The organism is Fructilactobacillus sp. YLN 2507 (assembly GCF_059614085.1).
The window spans coordinates 1012647-1038747 of the sequence record NZ_CM184303.1 but is presented as its reverse complement, the minus strand read 5'-3'; the positions used below and the strand labels follow the sequence as shown (position 1 = coordinate 1038747).

At 35.3% G+C, this 26101-nt stretch carries 28 protein-coding genes; 24 read left to right on the top strand and 4 right to left on the bottom strand.

What is annotated here, in order from left to right; all coding sequences use genetic code 11:
* Positions 1–54 precede the first annotated feature (54 nt).
* The 12 genes from AC0GLY_RS05415 (at position 55) to AC0GLY_RS05360 (ending at position 10676) form a co-directional block, all read left to right on the top strand.
* Complete coding sequence (locus AC0GLY_RS05415; RefSeq protein ID WP_496611163.1) at positions 55–828, top strand: TatD family hydrolase; 774 nt, start codon at positions 55–57, stop codon at positions 826–828.
* Complete coding sequence (gene rnmV / locus AC0GLY_RS05410; RefSeq protein ID WP_496611162.1) at positions 829–1377, top strand: ribonuclease M5; 549 nt, start codon at positions 829–831, stop codon at positions 1375–1377.
* A gap of 10 nt (positions 1378–1387) precedes the next feature.
* A complete protein-coding gene (gene rsmA / locus AC0GLY_RS05405; RefSeq protein WP_496611161.1) occupies positions 1388–2275 on the top strand; it encodes a 16S rRNA (adenine(1518)-N(6)/adenine(1519)-N(6))-dimethyltransferase RsmA in 888 nt (295 codons plus the stop codon).
* 61 nt (positions 2276–2336) lie between these two features.
* The gene (locus AC0GLY_RS05400) at positions 2337–2567 is read left to right on the top strand and encodes a Veg family protein (protein WP_395317812.1); all 231 of its coding nucleotides are present in this window, start codon (positions 2337–2339) and stop codon (positions 2565–2567) included.
* Positions 2568–2641: 74 nt separating this feature from the next.
* On the top strand, positions 2642–3340 hold the full coding sequence (locus tag AC0GLY_RS05395; protein WP_496611160.1) for a metal ABC transporter ATP-binding protein: 699 nt from the start codon (positions 2642–2644) through the stop codon (positions 3338–3340).
* Entirely contained in the window at positions 3333–4130 is a 798-nt protein-coding gene (locus AC0GLY_RS05390) for a metal ABC transporter permease (protein ID WP_496611159.1), read from the top strand. Before AC0GLY_RS05395 ends, AC0GLY_RS05390 begins: the two co-directional genes overlap by 8 nt.
* 129 nt (positions 4131–4259) lie before the next feature.
* Positions 4260–5090 (top strand): pur operon repressor, encoded by an 831-nt coding sequence (gene purR, locus AC0GLY_RS05385; protein ID WP_496611158.1) that lies wholly within the window; start codon positions 4260–4262, stop codon positions 5088–5090.
* Between the two features lie 9 nt (positions 5091–5099).
* Complete coding sequence (glmU, locus tag AC0GLY_RS05380) at positions 5100–6479, top strand: bifunctional UDP-N-acetylglucosamine diphosphorylase/glucosamine-1-phosphate N-acetyltransferase GlmU (protein ID WP_496611157.1); 1380 nt, start codon at positions 5100–5102, stop codon at positions 6477–6479.
* A 71-nt stretch (positions 6480–6550) separates the two neighbouring features.
* The gene (locus tag AC0GLY_RS05375; RefSeq protein ID WP_496611156.1) at positions 6551–7555 is read left to right on the top strand and encodes a ribose-phosphate diphosphokinase; all 1005 of its coding nucleotides are present in this window, start codon (positions 6551–6553) and stop codon (positions 7553–7555) included.
* Positions 7556–7682: 127 nt separating this feature from the next.
* Complete coding sequence (locus AC0GLY_RS05370) at positions 7683–8894, top strand: quaternary amine ABC transporter ATP-binding protein (protein WP_496611155.1); 1212 nt, start codon at positions 7683–7685, stop codon at positions 8892–8894.
* Entirely contained in the window at positions 8887–9756 is an 870-nt protein-coding gene (locus AC0GLY_RS05365; RefSeq protein WP_496611154.1) for an ABC transporter permease, read from the top strand. Before AC0GLY_RS05370 ends, AC0GLY_RS05365 begins: the two co-directional genes overlap by 8 nt.
* A gap of 11 nt (positions 9757–9767) precedes the next feature.
* A complete protein-coding gene (locus tag AC0GLY_RS05360) occupies positions 9768–10676 on the top strand; it encodes a glycine betaine ABC transporter substrate-binding protein (protein ID WP_496611153.1) in 909 nt (302 codons plus the stop codon).
* A 40-nt stretch (positions 10677–10716) separates the two neighbouring features.
* On the opposite strand, the gene yidA is transcribed toward AC0GLY_RS05360, so the two are convergent.
* Both yidA and AC0GLY_RS05350 read right to left on the bottom strand, forming a co-directional pair.
* Positions 10717–11529 carry a sugar-phosphatase gene (yidA, locus tag AC0GLY_RS05355; RefSeq protein ID WP_496611152.1) on the bottom strand — a complete coding sequence of 271 codons (813 nt, stop codon included), beginning with the start codon at positions 11527–11529 and terminating at the stop codon, positions 10717–10719.
* Between the two features lie 2 nt (positions 11530–11531).
* Positions 11532–12902: an HD domain-containing protein gene (locus tag AC0GLY_RS05350; protein ID WP_496611151.1), complete on the bottom strand. Its 1371-nt coding sequence runs from the start codon at positions 12900–12902 to the stop codon at positions 11532–11534.
* A 129-nt stretch (positions 12903–13031) separates the two neighbouring features.
* On the opposite strand from AC0GLY_RS05350, the gene AC0GLY_RS05345 reads away from it, so the two are divergent.
* From AC0GLY_RS05345 to AC0GLY_RS05325, 5 genes are all read left to right on the top strand, one after another.
* Positions 13032–13466 carry a YwiB family protein gene (locus AC0GLY_RS05345; RefSeq protein ID WP_496611150.1) on the top strand — a complete coding sequence of 145 codons (435 nt, stop codon included), beginning with the start codon at positions 13032–13034 and terminating at the stop codon, positions 13464–13466.
* Between the two features lie 48 nt (positions 13467–13514).
* Positions 13515–14015 (top strand): DNA-directed RNA polymerase subunit delta, encoded by a 501-nt coding sequence (rpoE, locus tag AC0GLY_RS05340; protein ID WP_496611149.1) that lies wholly within the window; start codon positions 13515–13517, stop codon positions 14013–14015.
* 150 nt (positions 14016–14165) lie between these two features.
* A complete protein-coding gene (pyrG, locus tag AC0GLY_RS05335) occupies positions 14166–15782 on the top strand; it encodes a CTP synthase (RefSeq protein WP_496611148.1) in 1617 nt (538 codons plus the stop codon).
* Between the two features lie 118 nt (positions 15783–15900).
* A complete protein-coding gene (gene murA / locus AC0GLY_RS05330) occupies positions 15901–17190 on the top strand; it encodes a UDP-N-acetylglucosamine 1-carboxyvinyltransferase (RefSeq protein WP_496611147.1) in 1290 nt (429 codons plus the stop codon).
* A gap of 105 nt (positions 17191–17295) precedes the next feature.
* A complete protein-coding gene (locus tag AC0GLY_RS05325; RefSeq protein WP_496611146.1) occupies positions 17296–17544 on the top strand; it encodes a type B 50S ribosomal protein L31 in 249 nt (82 codons plus the stop codon).
* 131 nt (positions 17545–17675) lie between these two features.
* On the opposite strand, the gene AC0GLY_RS05320 is transcribed toward AC0GLY_RS05325, so the two are convergent.
* Both AC0GLY_RS05320 and AC0GLY_RS05315 read right to left on the bottom strand, forming a co-directional pair.
* Positions 17676–18911 carry a multidrug efflux MFS transporter gene (locus tag AC0GLY_RS05320; RefSeq protein WP_496611145.1) on the bottom strand — a complete coding sequence of 412 codons (1236 nt, stop codon included), beginning with the start codon at positions 18909–18911 and terminating at the stop codon, positions 17676–17678.
* Positions 18911–19396: a low molecular weight protein-tyrosine-phosphatase gene (locus AC0GLY_RS05315; RefSeq protein ID WP_496611144.1), complete on the bottom strand. Its 486-nt coding sequence runs from the start codon at positions 19394–19396 to the stop codon at positions 18911–18913. Before AC0GLY_RS05315 ends, AC0GLY_RS05320 begins: the two co-directional genes overlap by 1 nt.
* 183 nt (positions 19397–19579) lie before the next feature.
* Here AC0GLY_RS05315 and AC0GLY_RS05310 point away from each other — a divergent pair, with 183 nt between their 5' ends.
* The 7 genes from AC0GLY_RS05310 (at position 19580) to pth (ending at position 26099) form a co-directional block, all read left to right on the top strand.
* Complete coding sequence (locus AC0GLY_RS05310; RefSeq protein ID WP_496611143.1) at positions 19580–20368, top strand: hypothetical protein; 789 nt, start codon at positions 19580–19582, stop codon at positions 20366–20368.
* Positions 20369–20469: 101 nt separating this feature from the next.
* A complete protein-coding gene (locus tag AC0GLY_RS05305) occupies positions 20470–21843 on the top strand; it encodes a UDP-N-acetylmuramoyl-tripeptide--D-alanyl-D-alanine ligase (RefSeq protein WP_496611142.1) in 1374 nt (457 codons plus the stop codon).
* A 171-nt stretch (positions 21844–22014) separates the two neighbouring features.
* Positions 22015–23508: a degradosome RNA helicase CshA gene (cshA, locus tag AC0GLY_RS05300; protein WP_496611141.1), complete on the top strand. Its 1494-nt coding sequence runs from the start codon at positions 22015–22017 to the stop codon at positions 23506–23508.
* A 120-nt stretch (positions 23509–23628) separates the two neighbouring features.
* Complete coding sequence (alr, locus tag AC0GLY_RS05295; RefSeq protein ID WP_496611140.1) at positions 23629–24759, top strand: alanine racemase; 1131 nt, start codon at positions 23629–23631, stop codon at positions 24757–24759.
* A 26-nt stretch (positions 24760–24785) separates the two neighbouring features.
* On the top strand, positions 24786–25058 hold the full coding sequence (locus AC0GLY_RS05290) for a hypothetical protein (RefSeq protein ID WP_496611139.1): 273 nt from the start codon (positions 24786–24788) through the stop codon (positions 25056–25058).
* Complete coding sequence (locus AC0GLY_RS05285; RefSeq protein WP_496611138.1) at positions 25055–25420, top strand: type II toxin-antitoxin system PemK/MazF family toxin; 366 nt, start codon at positions 25055–25057, stop codon at positions 25418–25420. Before AC0GLY_RS05290 ends, AC0GLY_RS05285 begins: the two co-directional genes overlap by 4 nt.
* Positions 25421–25541: 121 nt before the next feature.
* The gene (pth, locus tag AC0GLY_RS05280) at positions 25542–26099 is read left to right on the top strand and encodes an aminoacyl-tRNA hydrolase (protein ID WP_496611137.1); all 558 of its coding nucleotides are present in this window, start codon (positions 25542–25544) and stop codon (positions 26097–26099) included.
* Positions 26100–26101 lie beyond the last annotated feature (2 nt).

Below are 26101 nucleotides of genomic sequence, written 5' to 3'. Positions count from 1 at the left end.
TTAAGCTTCACTAATTAAAGTTGGTGAAGCTTTTTGCTAGTTAGGAGGCTTATAATGAAAATTTTTGATTCACATACTCATCTAAATGATGAACATTTTATGGGACAGGTTTCAGCTTATTTTAAACATGCTCAAAAGTTAGGAGTTACTAAAATTGCAAATGTTGGTTCAAATACTTGCTTAAACCAGCGTTCTATTGATTTAGCGCATGAATATGATGATATGTATGCAATTGTAGGGTGGCATCCAGAAGAGGCACTTAATTATGATGATAAAGCAGAGCAAACTTTGGAAGCTCAATTAACAGATGAAAAAGTGGTAGCTTTAGGTGAAATTGGGATGGATTTTTTCCAGAAATCTGTATCAAAAGAAGTACAAGAGTGGGTTTTCCGTCGGCAAATTGAATTGGCTAAAAATTTAAAGCTTCCAATTTCAGTTCATAATCGAGATGCTTTTGAAGATACTTATCGTATCCTAAAAGATGAACACATTGAAAAAATTGGCGGAATTATTCATAATTTTAATGGTGATGTTGAATGGATGAAAAAGTTTTTAGATTTGGGAATGAATCTTTCATATAGTGGAGTTGCTAGTTTTAAAAAGACTAAGGAAATTCATGAAGCCGCTAAGCAGACGCCAATGGATCGTATTTTAGTCGAAACGGATGCACCTTATTTAACACCAGAACCCTTGCGAGGTCATCAAAATGAGCCTGCCTATACTTTATATACTTTAGAGGCAGTTGCACGCTATAAGGATCTTAATCCGGATGAACTAGCACGAGCTACCTATGCAAATACAATGAGAATTTTTGGATTGGATGAATAAATGAAACGAATTAAAGAAGTAATTGTAGTTGAAGGAAAAGATGATACCAAGCGAATTCAACGTGCTGTTGATGCTGATACAATTGAAACTAGGGGTTCAGCAATTGATGATGAAACGCTAGACTTAATTGATCGCTTAGCCCAAACTAGAGGAGTCATTGTTTTTACAGATCCTGATTTTTCGGGAGAAAAAATTAGACGGATTATTTCTGATGAGATTCCAGAAGCTAAACATGCTTTTTTAAAAAAGAAGGATGCTGTTCCAGATAATCCACGGGGATCATTGGGAGTTGAACATGCTTCGCCTGCTGCAATTAGAGAAGCGTTGAGCATGGTTTATACTGAAAGCGATGATAATCCTGAATTAATTAGTCAACAAGAGTTAATGGATGCTAATTTGATGGGAAGCCACGATGCTAAAGAACGTCGGTTAAAATTGGGAGAGCTTTTGCACCTGGGTTATGTAAATGCTAAACAATTACAACACCGATTACGCATGTTTGGAATTACAAAAGCTGAATTTGAAGCTGCTTTAAAACAAATTGATTAGGAGAAAATAAATGAACGAAACGCCAGAAATTGGAAGTCGAATGAGAACTTTGGCGATTTTAAACGAGTATCATTTGAGTGCTAAAAAAAGCTTAGGCCAAAATTTTTTAGATGATTTAAGTGTGCTTCATGGAATTGTTGATGCAGCAGATATAACTGAAGCAGATGACGTTATTGAAATTGGTCCAGGAATAGGAGCATTAACAGAACAGCTTGCCCGTCGAGCAAATCAAGTCGTAGCATTTGAAATTGATGATAATTTGATGCCTGTTTTAGATGAAACTCTTTTTCAATATCACAATATAACGGTTTTACACCAAGACTTTTTGCAGGCCAATTTACCTAAAATTGTTTCTGATTATTTTGATGGGAAACATAATTTAAAAATTGTTGCTAATTTACCGTATTATATTACTAAGCCAATTTTGATGAGCATTTTAAAGGGGAATGTCCCATATACTAATTTAGTTTTTATGATGCAACGTGAGGTTGCCGATCGACTTTGTGCCAAACCCAATACGCATGATTATGGTTCTTTGAGTGTGATTACCCAGTATTTAGATGACGTTGAAATTGCCATTGAAGTTTCGCATGAATCTTTTATTCCCGCTCCTAAAGTTGATTCCGCAGTGGTAAAACTTGTTCCACGGAAAAACCGCAAATTTGTTGCTTACGATCAAAAAGCATTTTTTGGGTTTGTTCATGGCTGTTTTATGCATCGACGTAAGACTTTATGGAATAATTTACAAGGAATCTTTGGAAAAAAGCCCGAGATTAAAGAACAAGTAGAACTAATTTTAGAACAATTAAATATTTTAAAAACAGTTCGTCCACAAGAACTAACTATTGACCAATTTGTACAAATGGCGAATGCTTTTCATGAACAGGGAATTTTATAAATTCAGGGACCCTTTACATTCTTAACAAAATCGTGTATAATATCTCTATGAGGTGATTTGTATGAATTTACCAGATATTAAGAGTTGGATTAAAGGCCACCTTGGCAGTGACATTCGGGTTACTGAGCAGGCCGGTCGAAAACGAACTAACGAGTATGAAGGGGTACTCTCAGAAGTATTTCCCGCTGTATTTATTGTTGACTTAAAATCAAGTGAACAACCTGCACATGCTTCTTTTACTTATTCAAAAGTATTAACTGAAGACATTGAGGTCACGTTCATAAAAAACTAATTTTAAAAGAGAAGAGACTGCTAAGTCTTTTTTTTTGTAAAAATTTTTGTTTACTTAAATTAAAGGAGCAACAAATGAATGATTTAATTTTAGAAACTCATGATTTATGGGAAGATTTTTCTGAAAAAAGGGTGCTTGATAATTTAAGTTTTAAATTAAAGCGTGGCATTTTTTTAAGTATAGTTGGAGAAAATGGTGTTGGAAAAACCACTTTAATTAAAATAATTTTAGGACAATTAAAACCAACTCATGGAACTGTTACATTTTTTCCTAATCGAAAGGATGTCAAAATTGGCTATGTACCTCAATTTAGAAACATTGATGATGAGTATCCACTTTCTGTGAAAAATTTTGTAGGCTTAAATTTTAGTGGGTATAAATTGCCATGGTTAAGTCGTCAAGAAAAACAACAAATAGAAAAGACTTTAAAACAAACCAATTTAGTTAAAATTGAAAATGAACCACTTGGGAAAACCTCAGGAGGAGAAAAACAACGTGCTTATTTAGCACAAGCATTGGTTAATCAACCTGATTTATTGATTTTAGATGAATCAACGGCTAGCCTTGACCCCCTTGCCAAAGAAAACTTATTAAAGTTAGTCAGGAAATTAAATAAAGATACTGGGGTGACAGTGATTTCAGTTACTCATGATCTTCCTTTAGCAAAACAATTTTCGGATGAATTTTTACTATTAAAAACGGATGGGTATGAATTTGGGCCAATTGCTAACTTACAGCTTTCTGATTACCAAGGAGGTCCAGCTAATGTTTAGTCTTGAATTTATGCAAAATGCTTATTTGGCTAGTACGATTATTGCAATTGTCTGCGGTTTTATTGGCGTCTTTGTGGTTTCTAGAAATATGTCATTTTTAACTCATACTTTGTCAGAAATCGGTTTTGCGGGGGCTGCTTTTGGAATGTTTGTAGGTTTGAGTCCTTTAGATGGAATGTTAATTTTTACGATGATTAGTTCAGTTTTAGTTGGGAAAATGGGTTCAAAAGCTTCTCGCCGTGAAGATTCTATTAGTGCTATTTCGGGATTATTTATTGGTCTCGGGGTCTTATTTTTAGCCCTATCAAATAAAAGTGCCAGTTATGCTACTAATATTTTATTTGGAAGTGTCGTAGGAATTAGTGTGACCGATGTTTATCAAATGGTAATTTTATCTATCATTGTTTTAGTTGCCTTATTAGTAATCTATCGTAATTTGAAATTTGATTCTTTTGATCCAATTGGAGCAAAAGCACAACACGTTAATAGTAATTTGATGTCAATTATCTTTTTGATTTTGTTGGCTTTAAGTGTATCAGTGGCAGCTCAAATTGTTGGATCGCTGTTAATTTTTATTTTATTAACGTTACCAGCAGCAAGTGCTAAATACTTTGCTCATTCAGTTAGCAAGATGATTGTTTGCTCAATCTCATTTGGATTAGCGGGAGTATGGTTAGGGCTTTATTTAGGATATGTAACTAATTGGCCAGTCAGTTTCTTTATAGCAACCATTGAGTGTCTAATTTACTTTAGTGCTCTAGCCTTTAATTATTATCAGAAAAAAGCTTAACATTAGCTTTTGAAAACACTAAATTAAAAATTTAGTGTTTTTTTGTTAAAATTAAATAAAATTTAAACAGAAACCGAACGTTTGTGTTAAAATTCAGGTTGTATGTAAATAGATTAACGAGGTGGAAAAATGAAAATTAAACGTAGTGAACGACTAGTAGATATGACCGATTATATGTTAAACCGTCCCCATACTTTGATTCCATTGACTTTTTTTGCTAAGCGTTATGGATCTGCTAAATCTTCAATCAGTGAGGATTTAACGATTTTGAAACGGACTTTCCAAGAAAGAGGAATTGGGTTAGTAGAAACGGTACCAGGAGCAGCAGGTGGGGCAAAATACATTCCCTACATTCTTAAAGAAGATGCAGACCAATTTATGGATGAAGTAATTGAAATTTTGAATAATAGTCAAAGACAGCTTCCAGGTGGTTATGTGTACATGTCAGATATTTTAGGTGATCCTACTAAGTTGCGTCTTTTAGGTCGGATGATTGCTACACAATATTTAAACCAACAAGTTGATGCAGTTCTTACAGTTGCTACTCGTGGAGTTCCGATTGCTCAAGCTGCCTCACAATATCTAAATGTTCCGCTCGTAATTGCTCGCCATGATAGCAACATTACGGAAGGGTCAACAGTTAATGTGAACTACATGTCTGGTTCAAGTAAAAAAATTAAGCGAATGACAATTTCTAAGCGAAGTCTTGATGAGGGATCAAATGTCTTAATTGTTGATGATTTTATTCATGGTGGTGGAACTATCAATGGACTTTCATCTTTAATTAAAGAATTTGATTGTAATTTAGTTGGTAGTACTTTCTTTGCTGAAGGGGTTAGTGACAAAAATAAAGACTTTGGTGATTATACTTCACTAGTAAAAATGGAACATACCAATGATGACGGTATGGTAATTACAAAGGGTAATTATGATGAAAAAATCTTTGGGAGCGAGAAATAGGAGTTTGAAATGAGTGACAGAAATACAATTATTTTAGCAGCTGGAAAAGGCACTAGAATGAAATCAAAATTATATAAAGTTTTGCATCGAATTTGTGGTAAATCGATGGTGGATCATGTCTTAACTCAAGTTTCAAAGTTAAACATGGATAATATTGTGACAGTGGTTGGTTTTGGTGCCCAAGATGTCGAAAATGAATTAGGTAATCGCACTAAATATGTAGTTCAAGATCAACAATTAGGGACGGGTGATGCCGTTTTGCGGGCCGAGGACTTATTAGCAAACTCAGACGGAACCACTTTAGTAATTAGTGGTGATACACCATTGTTTACAGCTGATACACTAGAAAAACTATTTGCTTATCACAATGATAAAAAAGCAACTGCCACGATTTTGACTTCAATTGCTCCTAATCCAACTGGATATGGCAGAATTGTGCGAAATGATTTAGGAATTGTTGAAAAGATTGTCGAACAAAAAGATGCTAATGCTGAAGAACGTGCTATCAAAGAAATTAATACCGGCGTGTATGTTTTTGACAATCAAAAGTTATTCCAAGCATTGCACGAAATTAATAATGATAATGCACAAGGAGAATACTATCTCACTGATGCCATTGAAATTTTAAAGCGAAATGGTGACACAATTGCGGCTTATCAAATGGATGATTTTGCAGAATCAATGGGAGTCAATAATCGAGTTGCTCAAGCTGCTGCTACTAAAGTGATGCAACGACGGATTAATGAATATCACATGAATCATGGAGTAACCATTATTAATCCAGATGATACTTATATTGATGTTGATATTGAAATTGGCCCAGACACTATCGTTGAACCTGGGGTTCAGTTACAAAGTGGCACTAAAATTGGTCGTGATTGCATCATCGGAGCGAATTCCAAGATTACTGATAGTGTGATTCATGATGGGGTTACGGTCACATCTTCCACCATTGAATCTTCAGAAATGCTAGATGGTTCAAACATTGGGCCCAACAGTCATTTACGTCCAGAATCAATGATTGGAAAAAATGTTCATATTGGAAATTTCTGTGAAGTTAAGAAGGCTAAGATAGGTGAGGGTACTAAGATTGGTCACTTAACTTACGTTGGGAATGCTACTTTAGGCAAAGACATTAACGTTGGTTGTGGTGTGATTTTTGCTAATTATGATGGTAAGCACAAACATGAGACTAAAGTTGGAGATGATGTTTTTATTGGGAGCAATGCTAACTTAATTGCCCCACTTGAAATTGCTGATCATACCTTTATTGCTGCCGGTTCGACGATTACGGATGACGTTGATCAATATGAGATGGCCATTGCCCGAGAACGACAAACTAACAAGCCCGGTTATTATCAAAAATTACCATTTCATGGAGCTGACTAGTTAAATTTGCCGAATTAACTTTTGCATAATATAATTAACTTATTCAAAGTAAAAACGTAACGGGGGAAATTATGGTAACGAAAGCTCAAGATTCAAACTTGAAAATTTTTTCATTGGATTCTAATCGTCCATTAGCTGAAAAAGTTGCTAAGCATATGGGGGTGCCTTTGGGTAAGGTCAACGTTGACCATTTTAGTGACGGAGAAATTAAAATCAATATCGAAGAAAGTGTTCGTGGGGATGATGTTTACATTATTCAGTCAACTTCTGCTCCAGTTAACGACAATTTAATGGAATTATTGATTATGGTGGATGCACTTCGTAGAGCAAGTGCTGCTACAATCAACGTAGTTATTCCTTACTATGGATATGCGCGTCAAGATCGTAAAGCACGGTCACGCGAACCAATTACAGCTAAATTAGTTGCTGATATGCTTCAAACTGATGGAATTACTCGGGTGGTTGCCCTTGATTTACATGCTGCTCAAATTCAAGGCTTTTTTGATGTTCCAGTCGACCATTTAATGGGGGCACCGTTATTAGCAGATTACTTTATTCAAAATGGTTTGGATAAGGATGTTGTTGTGGTTTCACCTGATCATGGTGGAGTAACTCGTGCTCGTGCTTTAGCTGAATTTTTAGGAGCACCAATTGCGATTATTGATAAACGTCGCCCGAAAGCCAATGTAGCTAAAATTATGAATATTATTGGTGATGTTAAAGGTAAAACGGCCATCATGATTGATGATATGATTGACACAGCTGGAACAATTACTAAAGGAGCTCAAGCATTAATTGATGCTGGGGCTAAGGAAGTATATGCTTGTTGTACTCATCCAGTTCTTTCAGGGCCAGCCATTCAACGTTTAGAGGATTCACCAATTAAACAAGTAATTGTGACTGATTCAATTCAATTACCAGATGATAAAAAAATCAAAAAAATTAAACAAATTTCAATTGCACCTTTAATTAGTGATGCAATTGTTAGGATTGATCAAAATCGGCCAATTAGTCCATTATTCAATTCCCGTTTTGATTATGAAACTGACCAAATTAAGCCTGATAAAAAGAACTAATTTAATAATTTAAAAAAGACGCCTTTTTAAGATTAAAGGTGTCTTTTTGTCGTGTTATTTGACAAAACTTAACTTTAATTGTTAGTCTAGAGGTATATCAAGAGCTTACTAGAGAAAGGAAATTAATGTGACTGAACAAAAAGAAAAGATAAAAGTAGACCACTTAACCAAAATTTTTGGCCCTCATATTGCGAAAGCCAAAGAGCTATTGGCAGCTGGAAAAACGAAAGAGGAAATTTTAGCTGCTACTGGAAGTACGGTAGGGGTTGATAACGCTAATTTTACAATTAATGAAAATGAAATTTTTGTGATCATGGGACTTTCCGGTTCTGGTAAATCAACTTTACTAAGAATGTTTAATCGATTAATTGAACCAACCTCTGGGGCAATTTATGTTGATGGACAAAATACCAATCAGTTAGATAAAGAAGGATTATTGAATCTTCGGCGAAAAAAGATGAGCATGGTCTTTCAAAATTTTGCCTTATTGCCTGATCGAACGGTTTTAGAAAATGCTGCCTTTGGTTTGGAAGTACAAGGGGTAAAAAAAGAAGAACGTGATAAAAAAGCTCATGAATCACTAGAAATGGTAGGACTTCATGGCTATGATGAGATGTTACCGGCTGAATTATCTGGTGGGATGCAACAACGAGTTGGATTAGCTAGAGCAATTACTAATGATCCCGACGTTTTATTAATGGATGAAGCATTCTCTGCTTTGGATCCTTTGAACCGAAGAGATATGCAAAATGAATTGTTAGATTTACAACATAAATTACATAAAACTATTATTTTCATTAGTCATGATTTAAATGAAGCTCTTCGAATCGGTGATCGCATTTTGATGATGCATAATGGAGAAATTGTACAATTGGATACTCCTGAAGATTTATTGACCCATCCCAAAAATGAGTATGTTCGTAAGTTTATTCAAAATGTGGATCGTTCTCAAATCTTAACAGCTGGAAATGTAATGGTAAAACCCACTACGGTTAATATTGAAAAAGACGGACCCAAAGTGGCATTACGACGGATGAATAATGACCAGATTTCTAGTATTTTCGTTGTGGATGATAATCGTCATTTAGTCGGTTTATTGGATGCTGATGATGTTAATGAATTAATCAAACGTGGGGATCGTAACTTGCGTTCAATTGTAAAAACTGATGTACCAACTACTAAAGCAGATGTGGCTTTGGCAACGTTATTACAAAAAATTTCCAAGTCGCCAATTCCTTATTCAGTAGTTGATGATCAAAATGAATTTCAAGGAATTATTCTACGAAGTGTAATTTTGGAAGCAATTTCTTCAACCGAAAGTGGGGACGATAATGAATAATTTATTTGTATTATTAAGTAGTTTTCCGGTTATTCCACTAGCAAAGTGGATTAATGCCTTCGTTAACTGGCTAACTGGATTTGCTGGATTTTTTAATGCGGTAACAGCAGGAATTGGAGCTGTTTTAGATGCCATTCAATGGGTTTTTGATTTAATTCCGGCTTGGTTATTTATTGGATTATTGTTAATTCTAACTTGGTTTATTTTACGAAATACTAAACATTGGTTTTTCATGCTTTTTGAATTATTAGGGCTATTGCTAATTTGGAATCAAGGGTATTGGCATGATATGACCGAAACTTTAACATTAGTAATTGCAACCAGTTTAATTATTATCATTATCGGACTTCCTTTAGGAATCTGGATGGCAAAGAATCACGTGGTTAATGTCATTGTTAAACCGATTTTGTCATTTATGCAAACGATGCCAGCTTTTGTTTACTTAATTCCAGCGGTAGCTTTATTTGGAATTGGAATGGTTCCAGGAGTGGTTGCTTCAGTAATTTTCTCCCTTCCACCAATTGTTAACATGACTTATCTTGGAATTAAGCAGGTTCCAGCTGATTTAAACGAAGCTGCGGTTTCATTTGGTTGTACCCCGTTACAAAAGTTATTTAAAGTTGAACTACCAATTGCTAAGGCAACAATCATTTCAGGAATTAACCAAGGGATGATGTTAGCACTTTCAATGGTCGTAATTGCTTCAATGATTGGAACAATGGGATTAGGTTCATTAGTTTACTTTGCCGTTGGTCGTAATGATGCCGGAGCTGGATTTGCTGCCGGAATCGCAATTGTAATTTTAGCAATTATTATTGATAAGATTTCTGAAGGATTAAGCGGTACTAGTGAGGATGAATAGGGGGTCTACGAATGAAAAAAAGTAAATTAAAAAGAATCGTAGGGTTACTTGGACTCGGTATGATAGCTGTAGTACTTTCATCTTGTAGTGTGACTCCTAAAAAATATGATGCCCACCAACCTGTTGGTCCACAAGTGCACCATACGATTACTGGAATTGATGCGGGAGCTGGAATAATGGGTTCCACCCAAAAGGTAATTTCAGCATATGGTTTAAAACAAGATAATTGGCAATTACAAACCAGTTCAACCGCTGCTATGTGTAGCCAGTTAGAGAAGTCAATTAAGTACAAACAACCAATTGTAGTAACTGCTTGGCAACCGCATTGGATGTTTAAAAAATACCCGATTAAATTTTTAAAGGATCCTAAGGGAGTTTACGGTAAATCCGAAAAGATTGATACGGTTGCAAGTAAAAACTTTAAAAAAGATAATCCGGGGGCATATAAATTTTTCCAACAGTTCCATTGGAATCCATCAATGATGAGTGATGTAATGTATGATAACTTTAATGGTGCGAACCCTCAAAAAACTGCCGAAAAGTTTATTAAAGAACATCCTAAAGAAGTTGCTAAGTGGACAGCAGGAGTACCTGATGGGCACGGTAAAAGCGTTAAAATGGCTTATGTGACTTGGGATGATGCAATTGCTTCAACTAATGTAACTGCTCAAATTCTTCGTGATAAGGGCTATAACGTTAAAATTAGTGCAATGGAAGCTCAGCCAATGTGGTCTTCGCTTTCACGACGATCATCAGATGTTTCAACGACAGCTTGGTTACCAGTTACTTCTGGTCCGCTTTACCAAAAGTATAAAAAACAAATTCAAATTGTGGCAACTAACTGTGACGGAGCTAAAGTTGGACTTGCTGTACCAAAATATATGAAAAATATTAATTCAATTGAAGATTTGAAAAATTAAAAAAACTGATTCTGCAAAACTTGCAGAATCAGTTTTTTGTTTATTTATGATTAATAAATTTGTTGATGGCATAGGCAACTCCATCTTCGGAATTTGGTTTAGTAACAAATTGAGCAATTTCTTTATTTTCTGGAATTCCATTACCCATGGCTACCCCAAAGCCAGCATATTCAATCATACTGTGATCATTGCCTTGATCACCAATGGCCATGACGTTATCTGCTGTTAAACCAAGCTTTTCGGCTAGTTGTTTTAAAGCAGTTCCTTTTCCTGCTTGTTTGTTAACAAACTCTAAGAAGATTGGCATACTACGTACAACCTGCATTCGTTGTTTGATTGAATTAGGTAAGTTATCGAGTGCCTTTTGAATCTTATCTGGTTCATCAACATACATCATTTTAATGATATCATCTTCACGAGTTACTTCTTCAGGAGTTCTAAAATGTATAGGCAATCTAACCAAACTAGCTTCAAAAGTGGTATAGGGACTGATATTACGATTTGTAGCAATAATTTCATTTAAAGTTTCGATTTGAAAATGAACCCCCATTTCTCGTGACATCATTTCAATTTGTAAAAAGTCTTCATAATTAATGGCAACTTTTGAAATTAATTTACCAGAAACCGTTTCTGTAACTGAACCATTGAAGGCAATGGCATATTGCTCGTCTCCCGCAATTCCTAAGGGCTTTAAGTAGGGGCGAATTCCAGAAAGAGGACGGCCAGAACAAAGTACCACTTTAATTCCTTGGGCTGAGGCAGCTTTGATAGCATCAATTGTTGCTTGAGCTAATTCATTTTTTTCATTTAATAAAGTGCCATCAATATCGATAGCAATTAGTTTAATGTCCATTTTTAGTTCTCCTTTAAATTTATAATCTTGTCATTTTGAATGTACTTTTGAAAATCATCGTAAATAGGCTTGAATAATTCTAAGTTATCACCCTGTTGTAACATTTCTTTTGGGAAAAAGAAGCGACTATCTCCAACATCTTTTCCAGTAATGGTTCGAACTAAAAGACTTGCTTGAGATAATTCTACTAAACTACCATCTTTTTGCATTAATTCAATTTGGGCATTTTGGTGTTCACTTTTGGGGTCATAAACATCATAAGGTTGATTGTAGCTATTATCGGTGGCAGTATAATATTCAGGATTAAAGCCCGCTTCTTCAATTAATTTGGTTAATTTTGGTAAGACCGGCTTAGTTTGATCTGTAAAGATGGCTGATTTAAATGGCTTTCGATTAATAAAGCGATCTGATAGATCAGATAGAATTTGATCAGGTACATCACACCACATTGAGAAATAGGTATTTAAAACGCCGTCGTCTAGTTTGAGATAGGCTTTTAAATCCGTTTGGGGATTAAAAGTACCTTCTAAAAATGGCATTAAAAGGGTAGGATTGAAATTTTCAACGTAATTTGAAGTTTCAGCTAGCTCTTTGGCACGTAACAATAAATGAGCTAAAATGACTTCCATCGAACGAGAAATTGGATGAAAGTAAACTTGCAAATACATTTGAAATCTTGAAACAATGTAGTATTCGATGGCATGAAGTCCACTCATTTTGAAACAAATGCCACCCTTATATGGTCGCATAACTTGTAAAATACGATCTAAATCAAATTTACCATACTGAACCCCAGTGAAATATGAGTCTCTCAATAAATAATCCATTCGATCAGCATCACACTGACTAGAAATCATTTGGACCACTTGTTGATTACTATAAGTTTTATTAATAACACTTGCAACTTGATTGGGGAAATCAGGATTAACTTTGCGCAAAACTTGATTAACTTCAGTCGTAGGATCGGTAATAATGGCTTGGGTGATTTGCTCATGATTGGTATGAAAAATATGTTCAAAAGTGTGTGAATAAGCCCCATGACCGATATCATGAAGTAATCCAGCACATTCTGCCACAATTCGTTCTGAATCATCCCAAAGACCATCTCCTGAAACTTTAGTGGGATAATTACGCTGGAATTGATTACAAATTCGACGCACAATTTCGTAAACCCCTAAAGAGTGAGTGAACCTGGTATGTTCAGCACCCGGAAAGGTTTGAGCAGTTGTTCCTAATTGTTTGATTCGATGAAGACGTTGAAATTCAGTCGTATTAATTAGGTCCATAATGATTTGATCTTGAATATAAATGTGACTGTGAACGGGATCACGAATTACTTTTTCTTGACTCAATGGTGTTGAATAATATCCCATACCATCCCTCCTGTAATTGTTAATTATTCTTATTATAGCGTAAATATTAGGTTTTCGTCATTTTAGAAGAATTGAGATGCAATTTAACGAAAATGGCGGTAAAATTAAAGTAATCGTGAGGTAATAATTATGGAAAATGAAAAGAAATATCAAACTATTCAAGTAGTAGTGGATACTAGAATTATCCAAAACGGTGAGAGTGAAACTCATCATTTTGTAGAAGAAGGTCAACTAGCAAAAGTTAATGGTAGCACTTATGTACGATATGTTGAACACTTTGAAAATCAAGCAACTCCCGTTACGTTTAAGATTATTGATGAAAAACACGTTCGTTTAACGAGAAAATCAATTAATGAATTAAAATTTGAATTTGCTGAAGGTGAGAGTACCAAAGACTATTATCAAACTCCCTATGGAAAAATGGAAATGGAAGTAGTTACTTCTAAAGTTGATGTGAAAATTAACCATGCTGAACTTTCTGGAAAGATTAACGTTGACTATGAGCTTCATAATAGTGGTGAAAAAGTTGGTGATTACCATATTAAATTGCATTTTGGTCTATAAGTTAGTATCATAAGGTATAACGGAAAAAACTAGAAAGGCGTGTTTGATTTGGAACTTAAAAAATTAGATAGTGTTGATAAAAGCGAATTATCAATGATTGAAGTAGCACATGCAATTCTTGCTGATGAGGGTAAAACTATGCAATTTGCTGATTTAGTAAATGCAATTCAAAAATATACCGGATTCAATGATGATGAAATCAAATCAAAACTAGTTAGCTTTTACAGTGATTTAAATGTTGATGGTAGTTTTATTTCATTAGGTGATAATGTTTGGGGATTAAGAACTTGGTATCCTTATGATTCAGTTGATGAAGCTACAGTTGGTGAAGCAGATGATGAACCAAAAACAAAGAAACGCCATAAGATTAACGCTTTCTTAGCTGATGCTGCTGATGTGGACGATGTAATCGATTATGATAACGATGATCCTGAAGACGACGATGATGTTGTTGATTATGATAATGATGATCCAGAAGATAATGATTTTAAAGATGACATTGACGACGTTGATGACGACGATGATGATTTAAGTGATGGTCAGGATTAAAAACTTGACTAATTGATTAAATTCGAATAGTATCTTACTTGGGCACTTTACAGATTTGTAAAGGCAATCGAGTAAAAAAGCTCTCCGTTCTGCGAATGGGGAGCTTTTTTTAGTTTTATTGTTAAGTAATTTGGATAGGAGTATTATATTATGACCAAATATATTTTTGTCACAGGTGGAGTAGTTTCTTCACTTGGAAAAGGAATTGTATCTGCATCTTTAGGACGACTTTTAAAGAACCGTGGGTTAAAAGTTACCATTCAAAAATTTGATCCATACATTAACGTGGATCCAGGAACCATGAATCCTTACCAACATGGAGAAGTCTTCGTAACTGAAGACGGTACTGAAACTGATCTTGATTTAGGCCACTATGAAAGATTTATTGATAATAATCTAAATAAATATTCAAATGTTACTACGGGTAAAATTTATAAAGAAGTTCTTGAAAGAGAACGTCATGGAGATTATCTTGGAGCAACTGTTCAAGTCATTCCTCACATTACTGGAATGATTAAAGAAAAGATGAAACGAGCTGCTAAGACCACTGATTCAGATATTATTATTACTGAAATTGGTGGAACAGTTGGGGATATCGAATCTCTTCCATTTTTAGAAGCGATTCGAGAAATGCGTAAGGATGAAGGTGTTGATAATACTTACTATATCCATACGACTTTAATTCCATACATTAAAGCTGCCGGTGAAATGAAAACGAAACCTACCCAACACTCAGTTAAAGAACTTCGAAGTGTCGGAATTCAACCAGATATGTTAGTGCTTCGGGCCGAAAAGCCAGTTACTGAAGCCATGAAACAAAAAATGGCAATGTTTTGTGATGTTAGTGAAAAGAGTATCATCGAATCACTTGATGCACCTAATCTTTACCAACTTCCTCTTAGCTTTCAAGAACAAGGGATGGATACTCAAGTCTTAGATCACTTTGGGATTAAAGCGCCTAAAGCTGATATGACAGAGTGGAAAACTTTGGAAGAACACATTCGTAATCTAAAGGGTGATGTTAACATTGCCTTGATTGGTAAATATGTCAAGTTAAAAGATGCTTATATTTCTGTTGATGAAGCTTTACGGCATGCTGGATATGCTGAAGATACAAATGTTCATATTACTAATATCGATGCGGAAGACATTAACGATGAAAACGTAGCTGAAAAACTTCAGGGATTTGATGGATTAATTGTCCCGGGTGGATTTGGTAGTCGTGGAGTCGAAGGAATGATTACGGCAATTCGTTATGCTCGAGAACAAGATGTACCATTCTTTGGAATTTGTTTAGGAATGCAGGTTACAACCATTGAGTATGCTCGAGATGTTTTAGGTTGGAAAGATGCCAACTCAACTGAATTCGTGCATGACACTGAGCATAATGTGATTGATTTGATGGCAGATCAAAATGATGTAACCAGCATGGGGGGGACTCAACGTTTAGGAGCTTACCCTGCTAAATTAAAACCAGGAACTGCCACAGCAGCTGCTTATGATAATAAAAAAGAAATTTCAGAACGTCACCGTCATCGTTATGAATTTAATAACAAGTTTAGAAAAGATCTCGAAGATGCTGGATTAATAATCTCTGGAACATCTCCTGATAATCGCCTAGTTGAAATTGTTGAAGTGCCAAATAAACGTTTCTTTATTGCTGCGCAATATCATCCAGAATTCCTTTCACGGCCTAATCGTCCTGAAGGATTATTTAAAAGCTTTATTGCAGCAGCAGATAAATATCATCAAGAACGTCAAAAATAAATCCTAAATAATTATTAATACTTACTATTTTCTTCAGATTCCTATTGTAATGTTTGCTATTTTTAATTATGATTAAACATGTTGCATAAAGTGAGAATAGTGAAAAGGACACGATAATATGAGTATGATGAAAATTCAGGGTAACCATCGACTCATGGGAGAAGTTACGATTTGCGGTGCAAAGAATAGTACAGTTGCTTTAATTCCAGCTGCAATTCTTTCAGAAACTCCCGTTGAGTTTAATACGGTTCCTGATATTTTAGATGTTCATAATTTAATGCTAATCTTGCAGTCAATGAATGTTCCATCTGAGTTTGATAATGGAGTATTTAAAGTTAATCCAACTAATATAGAAGAAAGTCGACTTCCAAGTGAAGCGATTAAAAAATTAAGAGCCTCTTATTATTTTATGGGGGCATTATTAGGTAGGTTTCATCGAGCAATTGTTAGTTTTCCAGGTGGTGATAATATTGGGCCTCGGCCAATTGATCAACACATTCGTGCTTTTGAAGCATTAGGAGCCAATGTTACTGAAGATGGTGACACTGTCTATATTGATGCAACTAAGCACGGTTTAAAGGGTGGAATTATTGATTTTGAAATGGTTTCGGTTGGAGCTACAATCAATGCGATTCTAGCTGCCACTAAGGCAGATGGAGTTACTGTGATTCATAATGTAGCAAAAGAGCCAGAAATTGTGGATATTGTTTCATTTTTAAATAGTATGGGAGCTAAAATTACAGGAGCTGGCACGGATGAGATTAGAATTGTGGGAGTACATACTCTTGCTGCTGATCAAACACATACTGTGATTCCAGACCGAATTGAAGCGGGAACCTATTTAGCATTAGCTGCTGCGATTGGTGACGGAATTTTAGTGAAAAACGTAATTCCAGAACATTTAAAACCATTTACAGAAAAATTAACTGAAATGGGCTTAAAATTACAAATTAATGATGATAGTATTTTTGTGCCAAAAAGTGGGAATATTCATGGAGTTCGGATTACCACCGAACCATTTCCAGGGTTTGCTACGGATTGGCAGCAACCAATTACACCGCTATTATTTAAAGCGGACAGTGATAGTATCATCACAGATACAATTTACCCCAAACGCAAAAAACATGTGCAAGAACTGCAAAAAATGGGTGCAAATATTGAAGTTACTGCAGATAACCAAATTGTTATTAGTCCTAGTAAGTCATTACATGGAGCATGGGTCTCTGCCGGAGAAATTCGAGCTGGGGCTTCGCTCCTGATTGCCGGATTAATGGCTAACGGTGAAACTGTGATTACACACGCTGATCATATTTTACGTGGCTATGATAATGTAATTGCAAAGTTAGCTGGGCTAAATGCTAACGTGGAGTTAATTGAAGGTAAATTACCTCATGCTGCGGAAGCGTAGTTCTGGTATTGCAACTTTTGCTTTTTAGTGATAAAATACAAAAGTTGAGTATTAATAAATCAATCTCTGAATTTTATAAATTCAGGGCAAAAGGAGAGTAATATTATGAAAAAAGGAATTCATCCAGATTTTCACCAAGTAGTATTTCAAGATTCAAGTACTGGATTTAAGTTCATTACTGGTTCTACTGTTACTTCTGAAGACACAATTACTATGGAAGACGGTAATACTTACCCATTGATTCGTGTTGAAATCTCATCAGATTCACACCCATTCTACACTGGTAAGCAAAAATCAGCTCAAGCTGATGGTGCTGTTGATCGTTTCAACAAGAGATACGGTCTCAACAAATAAATTTAACGAAACTAAAAGACCCAGCCGTTTGGCTAGGTCTTTTTTGTTTCGTTAAAGCAATTATAGTTGGCAGACTTGTGTCTTTTTATAATAATCTAAATGTTGCATTTACATAGATTTGCTAATCCATGTTAAGCGCGAGCAGGCTTACTTTTTTTTGTTTCACTTAAAACTAACATTAAATTAATTAAAACTAGAATTGAAGTTGAAATAAATACTCCAGAATAGCCAAAGATGGAAGAAACTATTGAACCAATCATTGGGCCGGTAAAGTTACCAATGGCCTGAAAACTTTGATTCCAACTAAAGATTCTTCCAGTAACTTGGGCAGGAGTATTTTTGGCGATAATGGCTTGTACTGCTGGTAACATACAAGCATTTGAAATACCAAGTAAGAATCGCAAGCCCATTAACTCCCAAACATTAGTAACAAAAGCCATTGGAATATAGAGTACGATTGCTAAAATAAAGCCGAAAATCATAATTTTTTCAGTTCCAATTTTGTCACCTAAAGCCCCAAAACGTGGGGCTGCAATTAGAGTTGAAATTCCCGGTACTGCTGCAACAATTCCACTGAAAATAATTACTGAAGGACTATTATGCATAATTTGCCGCACATAAAGAGATAAAATTGGTGAGATGGAATAGTTAGATGCTTGAATAATCATCGTCGTGATAAACATTCCGAATATTAATTTAGGTCGATTCAAAACTCGAATGACTTGTTTAGTGTTAAGATTCTTTTCTTTTGTAACTGGAGTAAATCTTTCTTTGACAAAAAAGATGGTAATTAAAAAAACAATAAACATCAAAGTTCCGGTAATAAAAAAAGTAATTCGATAACTAAAAATTGAAGCTAAAATCCCTCCAGCAAATGGTCCAAGAAGAGATCCTGAAACACCACCAGTTGATAAAATTCCTAAGGCTCTTCCACTTTCTTTTTTTGGAACTTGAATTGCTAAAAGGGCATTAGAGTTTGGAAAATACCCAGAGAAAATTCCTTGAAAAAAACGTAAAGCAATTAACTGCCACACGCTGGTGGTAAATCCCATTAATAACACCACAATTGCCATGACAAAGGATGCCCGCAATAACATAATTCGGCGTCCATATCGGTCAGCTAAGCTTCCCCAGATAGGTGATACGATTGCTGCTGCTATAAAAGAAGCAGAAAAAGCTAACCCACTATATAAATTAAGTTGACTTTGAGTGTAATTTCCTAAAGTATCAATGTAAAGTGAGAGAAACGGCATCATTCCGCTAAATCCCATTGAAGTCAAAAATAAGCCAAACCACAGGGCAATTAAATTACGGTGCCAAATTGATCGAGGAACCTCTTCAGAATCAGAGGTACTTGAGTTTTCCATTAATTTGCTGCTTCCTTTCTTGAGTTTTCCATTTTTTCCAACCATAAAGGTAATGATTGTTTTAACATTTGGTAAGTTTGATCAAAACGATGGTTATACCAGGGGTCAACAATATTTCTGCCTATTTGACCAGGAACAATATCCATACACAAATGTAGTTTATTTTTTTCATTTTGGGGAATTAAATGTTGTAAATCGGCTAAGTTACTGTCATCCATCGTGATAATGTAATCAGCATTGGCAATATCAGTTTGAGTAATTGGTCGGGACTGATGACCAGCATAGTTTAAGTGATGTAAGTCCATTTCTGCTTGTGCACCTGGATGTGGGGGATTACCTAGTTCTTCACTACTAGTAGCTACTGAACTAATCTCATAGTGATTTGCTAATCCTTGTTCATTCGTCATTTTTTTAAACATGGCTTCTGCCATTGGTGAACGACAAATGTTACCTAAACAGACAAATAATACGTTTGTTCTAGTCATTTTTTCACCTCCATGTTAAAATTTCCAATGCCTCTATCATAGCAATTACTGGTGGGTTTAGCACGCATTTAATATAGATTAATAAAATCGTAAACAAAATTAAGTTATTACGCTATATTTTGTGTAATTCTAAAAATTTCAGAGTATAATTTAACCCAATTGATACATGAAGGTGGTGGGCAGATGTTAACAAATTTAATTTATTTAAAGGTTAGTCCCATTGATCGGTTTGCCATAACTTGGGGAATTTCTGCTGGTGATTATATTAACGGAATTAGTAAAATCCCTCAAAATATCATTATGATTAATGATGATGTGGAAAACTCTAATAGTTTTAACGTTCATTCTAAGTTTCCAACTATTATAGGACAAAGTCAGGTTCGTGATTACGTAATTCGTGATCATAAGATGGGTTCGTTTCCTAAATGGATGGATTATCAGACCAAAGATGGATTAGACTCATTAAGTTCTGACGAAATTGCCGATTTATTGTATCTAGCACATATGGATGTCCCTCGACAGCGTAATCCTTTTTCAGTAAAGTTAGGAAACGAATTCGTTTATTTGGGCGGTTCTAATGGATTTAATCGCTTTTATTTTCGTAATTTTAAGGAATTAAATCATATTTTAGAATTAAGCATTAAGCGTCACTTACGTCACCAACGCAATAGTAAGCGAATATTTGCCCGTCCAATTCAAATGAAGGATATTGATCCAACCATTCTTCATGAACTATTACATTTTAGTGTAAATGGTATGGTAATTGGATTTGAATTAGGAAAAGAAGTTAATCGACAGTTTAAAATACCATTATTTAGAGTAGCTAAAGGACAAACCAAAGTTTTTTGGGGTAGTGAAGGCCAACTATTGGCTAATACCGAATCTGTCGGTTTTTTGACTTATAATACTTTGAGTAATAAGTGGTCAATTAATTTAAAAATGACATTAGAACAAGATTTAAACGATCTCTAAGTAATGGTGGATTGGTTAAACTAATCCACTATTTTTATGGAATTGATTTTTGATGTATAATTAATTGATGATTTTTGAAAATAGAAGTGGGAGTCGAACTTATGAAGATGAAACTTGAAGAAATCGCAAAAGCTGTTAATGGAACGATTAGCGAAAATGCTAATGATGTTGAAATTACCAGTGTTGGTTTTGATAGTCGTAAATTAGCACCTGATTCACTTTTTGTTCCCTTAATCGGAGAAAATGATGGTCATAATTATATTCAAAGTGCAATTGATTGTGGGGCAGTTGGGACCTTTTGGAGGATTGATCATGCTGCTCAAGCTCCTAAAGATTTCCCAGTTATTTTAGTTGATGATACATTGAAGGCTTTACAAAGTTTAGCAAAATACTATCTAGCTAAAATCAATCCTCGTGTAGTTGCCATTACTGGAAGCAACGGCAAAACTACTACAAAAGATTTAATTGCATCAGTTTTAGGGACAAGCTTTAATGTTGCTAAAACTCAAGGGAATTTTAATAATGAAATTGGGGTTCCAATGACAATTTTATCGATGACTTCTAATACGGAAGTTCTAGTAGTTGAAATGGGAATGGATCGTCCGGGGCAACTTCATGATCTTAGCACATTAGTGAATCCTGATGTGGCAGTGATTACCATGATTGGTGAGGCTCATATTGAATTTTTTAAAACTCGGAATCGGATTGCGGATGCTAAGTTAGAAATTACAGACGGGTTACGTGAAGATGGCACATTAGTATTTAATGGTGATGAGCCACTTTTATTGGAACGAGCAGCTAAATTAAACATTATTAAAAAAACGTTTGGTCAAGGAATAACTAATGATATCTACCCTACCCGCATTGATGAGGAGGATGCAATGACTAAGTTCACAACCAATGTTTGGGATGATTTAGAGTTTACCCTAGCTTTGCTTGGCGAATATAACGTTACTAATGCTTTAGCAGCCCTTGAAGTGAGTCGGTTATTTGAAATTAAACCCCAAAACATGCAATTGGGGTTGGAACATGCTAATTTGACTGAGAACCGAACTGAATGGGTCAAAGGCCAACAGGGTGAAATGATTTTGAGCGATGTTTATAATTCTAATCCTACAGCCGTTAAAGCGGTTCTTAAGGCTTTTGAAAATACTCATGTGGTAGGAAAAAGAATTGTCGTATTAGGCGATATGTTAGAATTGGGCGATCAATCTCAAGCAATGCATGCTGGGTTATCTACTAGTTTAGTTCCTGATAAAGTTGCCGATGTTTTTTTAATTGGAAAAGATATGTTGGCTTTAGCAACTGCCTTAAGTGATAAATACCAAAATGGAATTAATTTATTTTATTATGGTGCTGGAGAAATGGACGAATTGATTGAAAAATTAAACTCAGTGATTCAACCAGGTGATGAAATTTTATTGAAAGCTAGTCATGGAATGCACTTAGAAAAAGTCTTGTCAGAACTAAAATAGGCTAAGTAGGATAATTTGCTTATTTTCATAAAATGAGCTATCATAGGATAGTTATATTAAAAGTATTATAGAGAAATAAAGTGTAATCAAACAAGTTGCGGTTCAAGGAAAACGGATTTTTTCTAAGCAATTTGTTGAATTTACGGTGATGTTTCAATAGGAGGAACACATTTGAATTTTAAAGATTTAGGACTATCAGATAGTCTATTACAAGCCGTAGCAGATAACGGCTATACCGAACCAACTGCTATCCAAAGTGAAACTATTCCATTAACCCTTAATGGGGAAGATGTAATTGGACAAGCACAAACCGGGACAGGTAAAACTGCTGCATTTGCATTACCAATCCTTCAAGGAATTGACGTTAATGACCCAAATGTACAAGCATTAGTAATTTCACCAACGCGTGAATTAGCCATTCAAACTCAAAAAGAAATTCAAAAATTGGGTCGTGGTGAAGGTGCCCGTGCTCAAGTGGTTTATGGTGGTTCAGACATTCGTAAACAAATTTACGATTTAAAGAAGAAACCACAAATTATCGTTGGAACGCCTGGCCGTTTACTTGATCACATCAAACGTCGGACCCTTAAACTAGACCATGTTAAATTTTTAGTTTTAGATGAAGCAGATGAAATGTTAAACATGGGATTCTTAGAAGATATCGAAAGTATCATCAAGAATACTCCATCAGATCGGCAAACAATGTTATTCTCAGCTACCATGCCTGATGCGATCAAGCGGGTTGGGGTACAATTTATGACTGATCCTAAGCAAGTTAAAGTTAAATCTAAAGAATTAACGACTGATTTAGTTGATCAATACTACGTTAAAGTTAAAGATAATGAAAAATTTGAAACAATGACTCGCTTATTTGATGTTGAACAACCGAAAGTAACAATTGTCTTTTGTCGGACTAAACGTCGAGTTGACGAAGTTGCTAAGGGATTAATTGCTCGAGGCTATAAAGCTGCCGGACTTCATGGTGACTTGACTCAAAGCCGTCGTACCCAAATTATGAATGAGTTCAAACGAGATCAAATCAATTACTTGGTTGCTACTGATGTAGCTGCTCGTGGAATTGATGTTTCTGGTGTTACTCATGTTTATAATTTTGATATTCCTCAAGATCCAGAAAGCTACGTTCATCGAATTGGACGTACGGGTCGTGCCGGAAAGCATGGTACTTCAGTTACTTTTGTAACTCCTAATGAAATGGGTTACTTACGGTTAGTTGAAAAACTTACTAAGGTTCGCATGTTACCTTTGAAGCCACCTACTGAAGATGAAGCTTTAGCCGGTCAAATGAAATTTGCTTTAGCAGATGTTGATAAATTAGTAAAACGAACTAAGACAGAAAAATACGAAGATGTTGCTAATACTTTATTAGAAAATTATGAAGCAATTGACTTGGTAGCTGCCTTGTTAAACGAAATGTCACGTGATCAAGTTAAAGTTCACATTACTCCAGAACGTCCCCTTAAGAGTCATGGTGGCGGTCGAGGCGGGTATCGTGGTAACAATAGCCATCGTCGTGGTGGTTATCGTGGTAGTCGTGACAATAACGGGCGTGGTCGTAATGATCGGCGCAATAACCGTGGTAATGGTGGTCGCGGGAGCGATAATTCTGGTCGAAGTAATAAGTTTGTTATTAAAAACAAACATTAATATTTTAATCATTAAGCGATTGAATTCAAAAAGAATTCAATCGTTTTTGTTTTGTAATTGATTAAGATAAAAACCTTTTAATGGTATAATTAAAGCATTCAATTGGTTAAGGAGTAGGTTATGGTAGTCGGAAGAAATCGTAATGCCCAATTAGTGATTAATGAAAAGGCAATTTATGCTAATATTAATGCTGAAGTACAGCGCTTAAACCAACAAACTGAAATGTTTATGGTAGTTAAAGCTAATGCGTATGGCCATGGTGCAGTTCAGGTTGCTCAAATTGCCAAACAAGCAGGGGCAACTGGTTTTTGTGTTGCAATTTTAGATGAGGCAATTCAACTACGTGAGGCTGGATTTGTCGACGAACCAATTTTGGTGTTAGGATTAACTGATGTGGAGGATTTACCCTTAATTGCTAAATATCAAATTGATGTGACGGTTAGTTCAATTGATTGGATTAGACAAGCTAACCAAATTTCTGAAACTTTAAAATTAAAAAATAAAATAAAATTTTTTTTAGCTTTAGATACAGGCATGGGACGAATTGGATTACAAACCCCGACAGAAGTTAAACAATTTCTTGAATTTATCAAAATGAAAGAGAATCATCTGATTTTAGATGGTGTTTTTACCCATTTTGCAACAGCAGATGAAACTCAGCAGGATTATTTTGATTTTCAATATCAAAATTTTAAAGCTTTAATGCGATGTTTTAAAACGAAACCACGGTACGTTTCGGTTGCTAATTCAGCTACTAGCTTATGGCACAAAGTTACGGAAGCAAATATGATTCGTTTTGGAGTTGCTGCGTATGGGTTGAACCCATCTGGAACTGAGTTAAAACCGCCAATTTCATTACAACCAGCCATGAGTTTAACGACAGAATTAGTATATGTAAAAAAAATACAACCAGGGCGCTCAATTGGCTATGGAGCAACGTATCAAGTTGATCAGCCTCAATGGATTGGGACTATCCCAGTTGGCTATGCTGATGGAATTCGTCGTTCTATGCAGGGGTTTCATGTTTTGATTAATGGGAAATTTTGTCCGATTGTTGGTCGAGTATGCATGGATCAGTTCATGGTTCGATTACCTTATGAAATGAAACCTCAGACGGAAGTGATAATCATCGGAAAACAGGGAGAACAGGAAATAACCTTACAGCAAGTAGCAGATCAATGTAATACTATTCATTATGAAATTGCTTGTGGTTTTACCGAAAGATTACCGCGGGTCTATCAAAGCAAATAATTTTAACAGGATTGGAAGAAATAATCATGAAATGTCATTATGATAACAATTTAACCAAAAAAGATTTTGCAAGTTTTACCGTTAGCATGGATGAGCACCATGTTGCAATTGTTCGAGCATTTTTTGATAAAAATCCGGTCGTTAATCAAATGATTCATGGGTATGATTCGATGAAGGATATTAATCAAGAAGTTTTAGCGGAATATGCAGAGGCTACAAAACAGGATTTAACAAAGACATTAGTTGATATTTACAATCATGATTCTAAATTTAATGACATGAAGGGGCATTTCAAATGACAGAAACCCGAATAAAACGGGGAGATATTTTTTATGCAGACTTATCGCCGGTAATTGGTTCAGAGCAAGGCGGCCTACGACCTGTGTTAATTGTACAAAATAATATTGGGAACCGATATAGTCCTACAGTTATTGTAGCAGCTATTACAGCAAAAATCTCTAAGCCTAAAATGCCAACCCACGTTGGACTTAAAGCTAGTAAATCAGGAATTGAAAAAGACTCAGTAATTTTATTGGAACAAATACGTACGATTGATAAGCAGCGTTTAAGGGATCGGGTTACTCATATTTCTAATTCAGTTATGGAAGAAGTTGACAAAGGATTAGCTTTGAGTATTGGCCTTATTGATTCAATTAATTAACAAATACATAAAAAAGGAGTGAGTTTTCTCACTCCTTTTGCTATCTTTAGAGCATTAGTTACGCTTACAATTATGATACAATTAGGGTGATAGCTACAATTCGAGTAAGGAGAAATGATTAATGAAAATGATTGTTGGATTAGGTAATATTGGAAATGAATATGCTGGGACTCGGCATAATACAGGCTTTATGGCAGTTGAAAAGTTTGCAGCAGCCCATGACATGGTGCTTAACAAGCAAAAAATGGATGCTAAATTTGGAACTGGAACCATCGATGGAGAAAAGGTAATGGTAGTTGAACCAACTACCTATATGAACGAATCGGGACGTGCTGTTCATCCATTGATGCAATTTTATAAGTTATCAATGGATGACGTTGTAATTGTTTATGATGATATGGATTTGCATGTTGGCAGGATTCGTTTACGGACACATGGATCAGCTGGTGGTCATAACGGAATTAAAAGTATTATTGCTCATTTAGGAACTGATCAATTTAATCGAATTAAAATTGGAACAGATCATCCTAAACGACAAAGTGTAGTTGATTATGTGTTAGGTAAATTCACCTTGGAGCAACAGGGACCACTTGCTGAATCATTAGACAAAACCGTGAAAGCTTTGGATGAGTGGGTATCTGGCAACAATTTTGCTAAATTAGAAAACCAATTTAATTAATT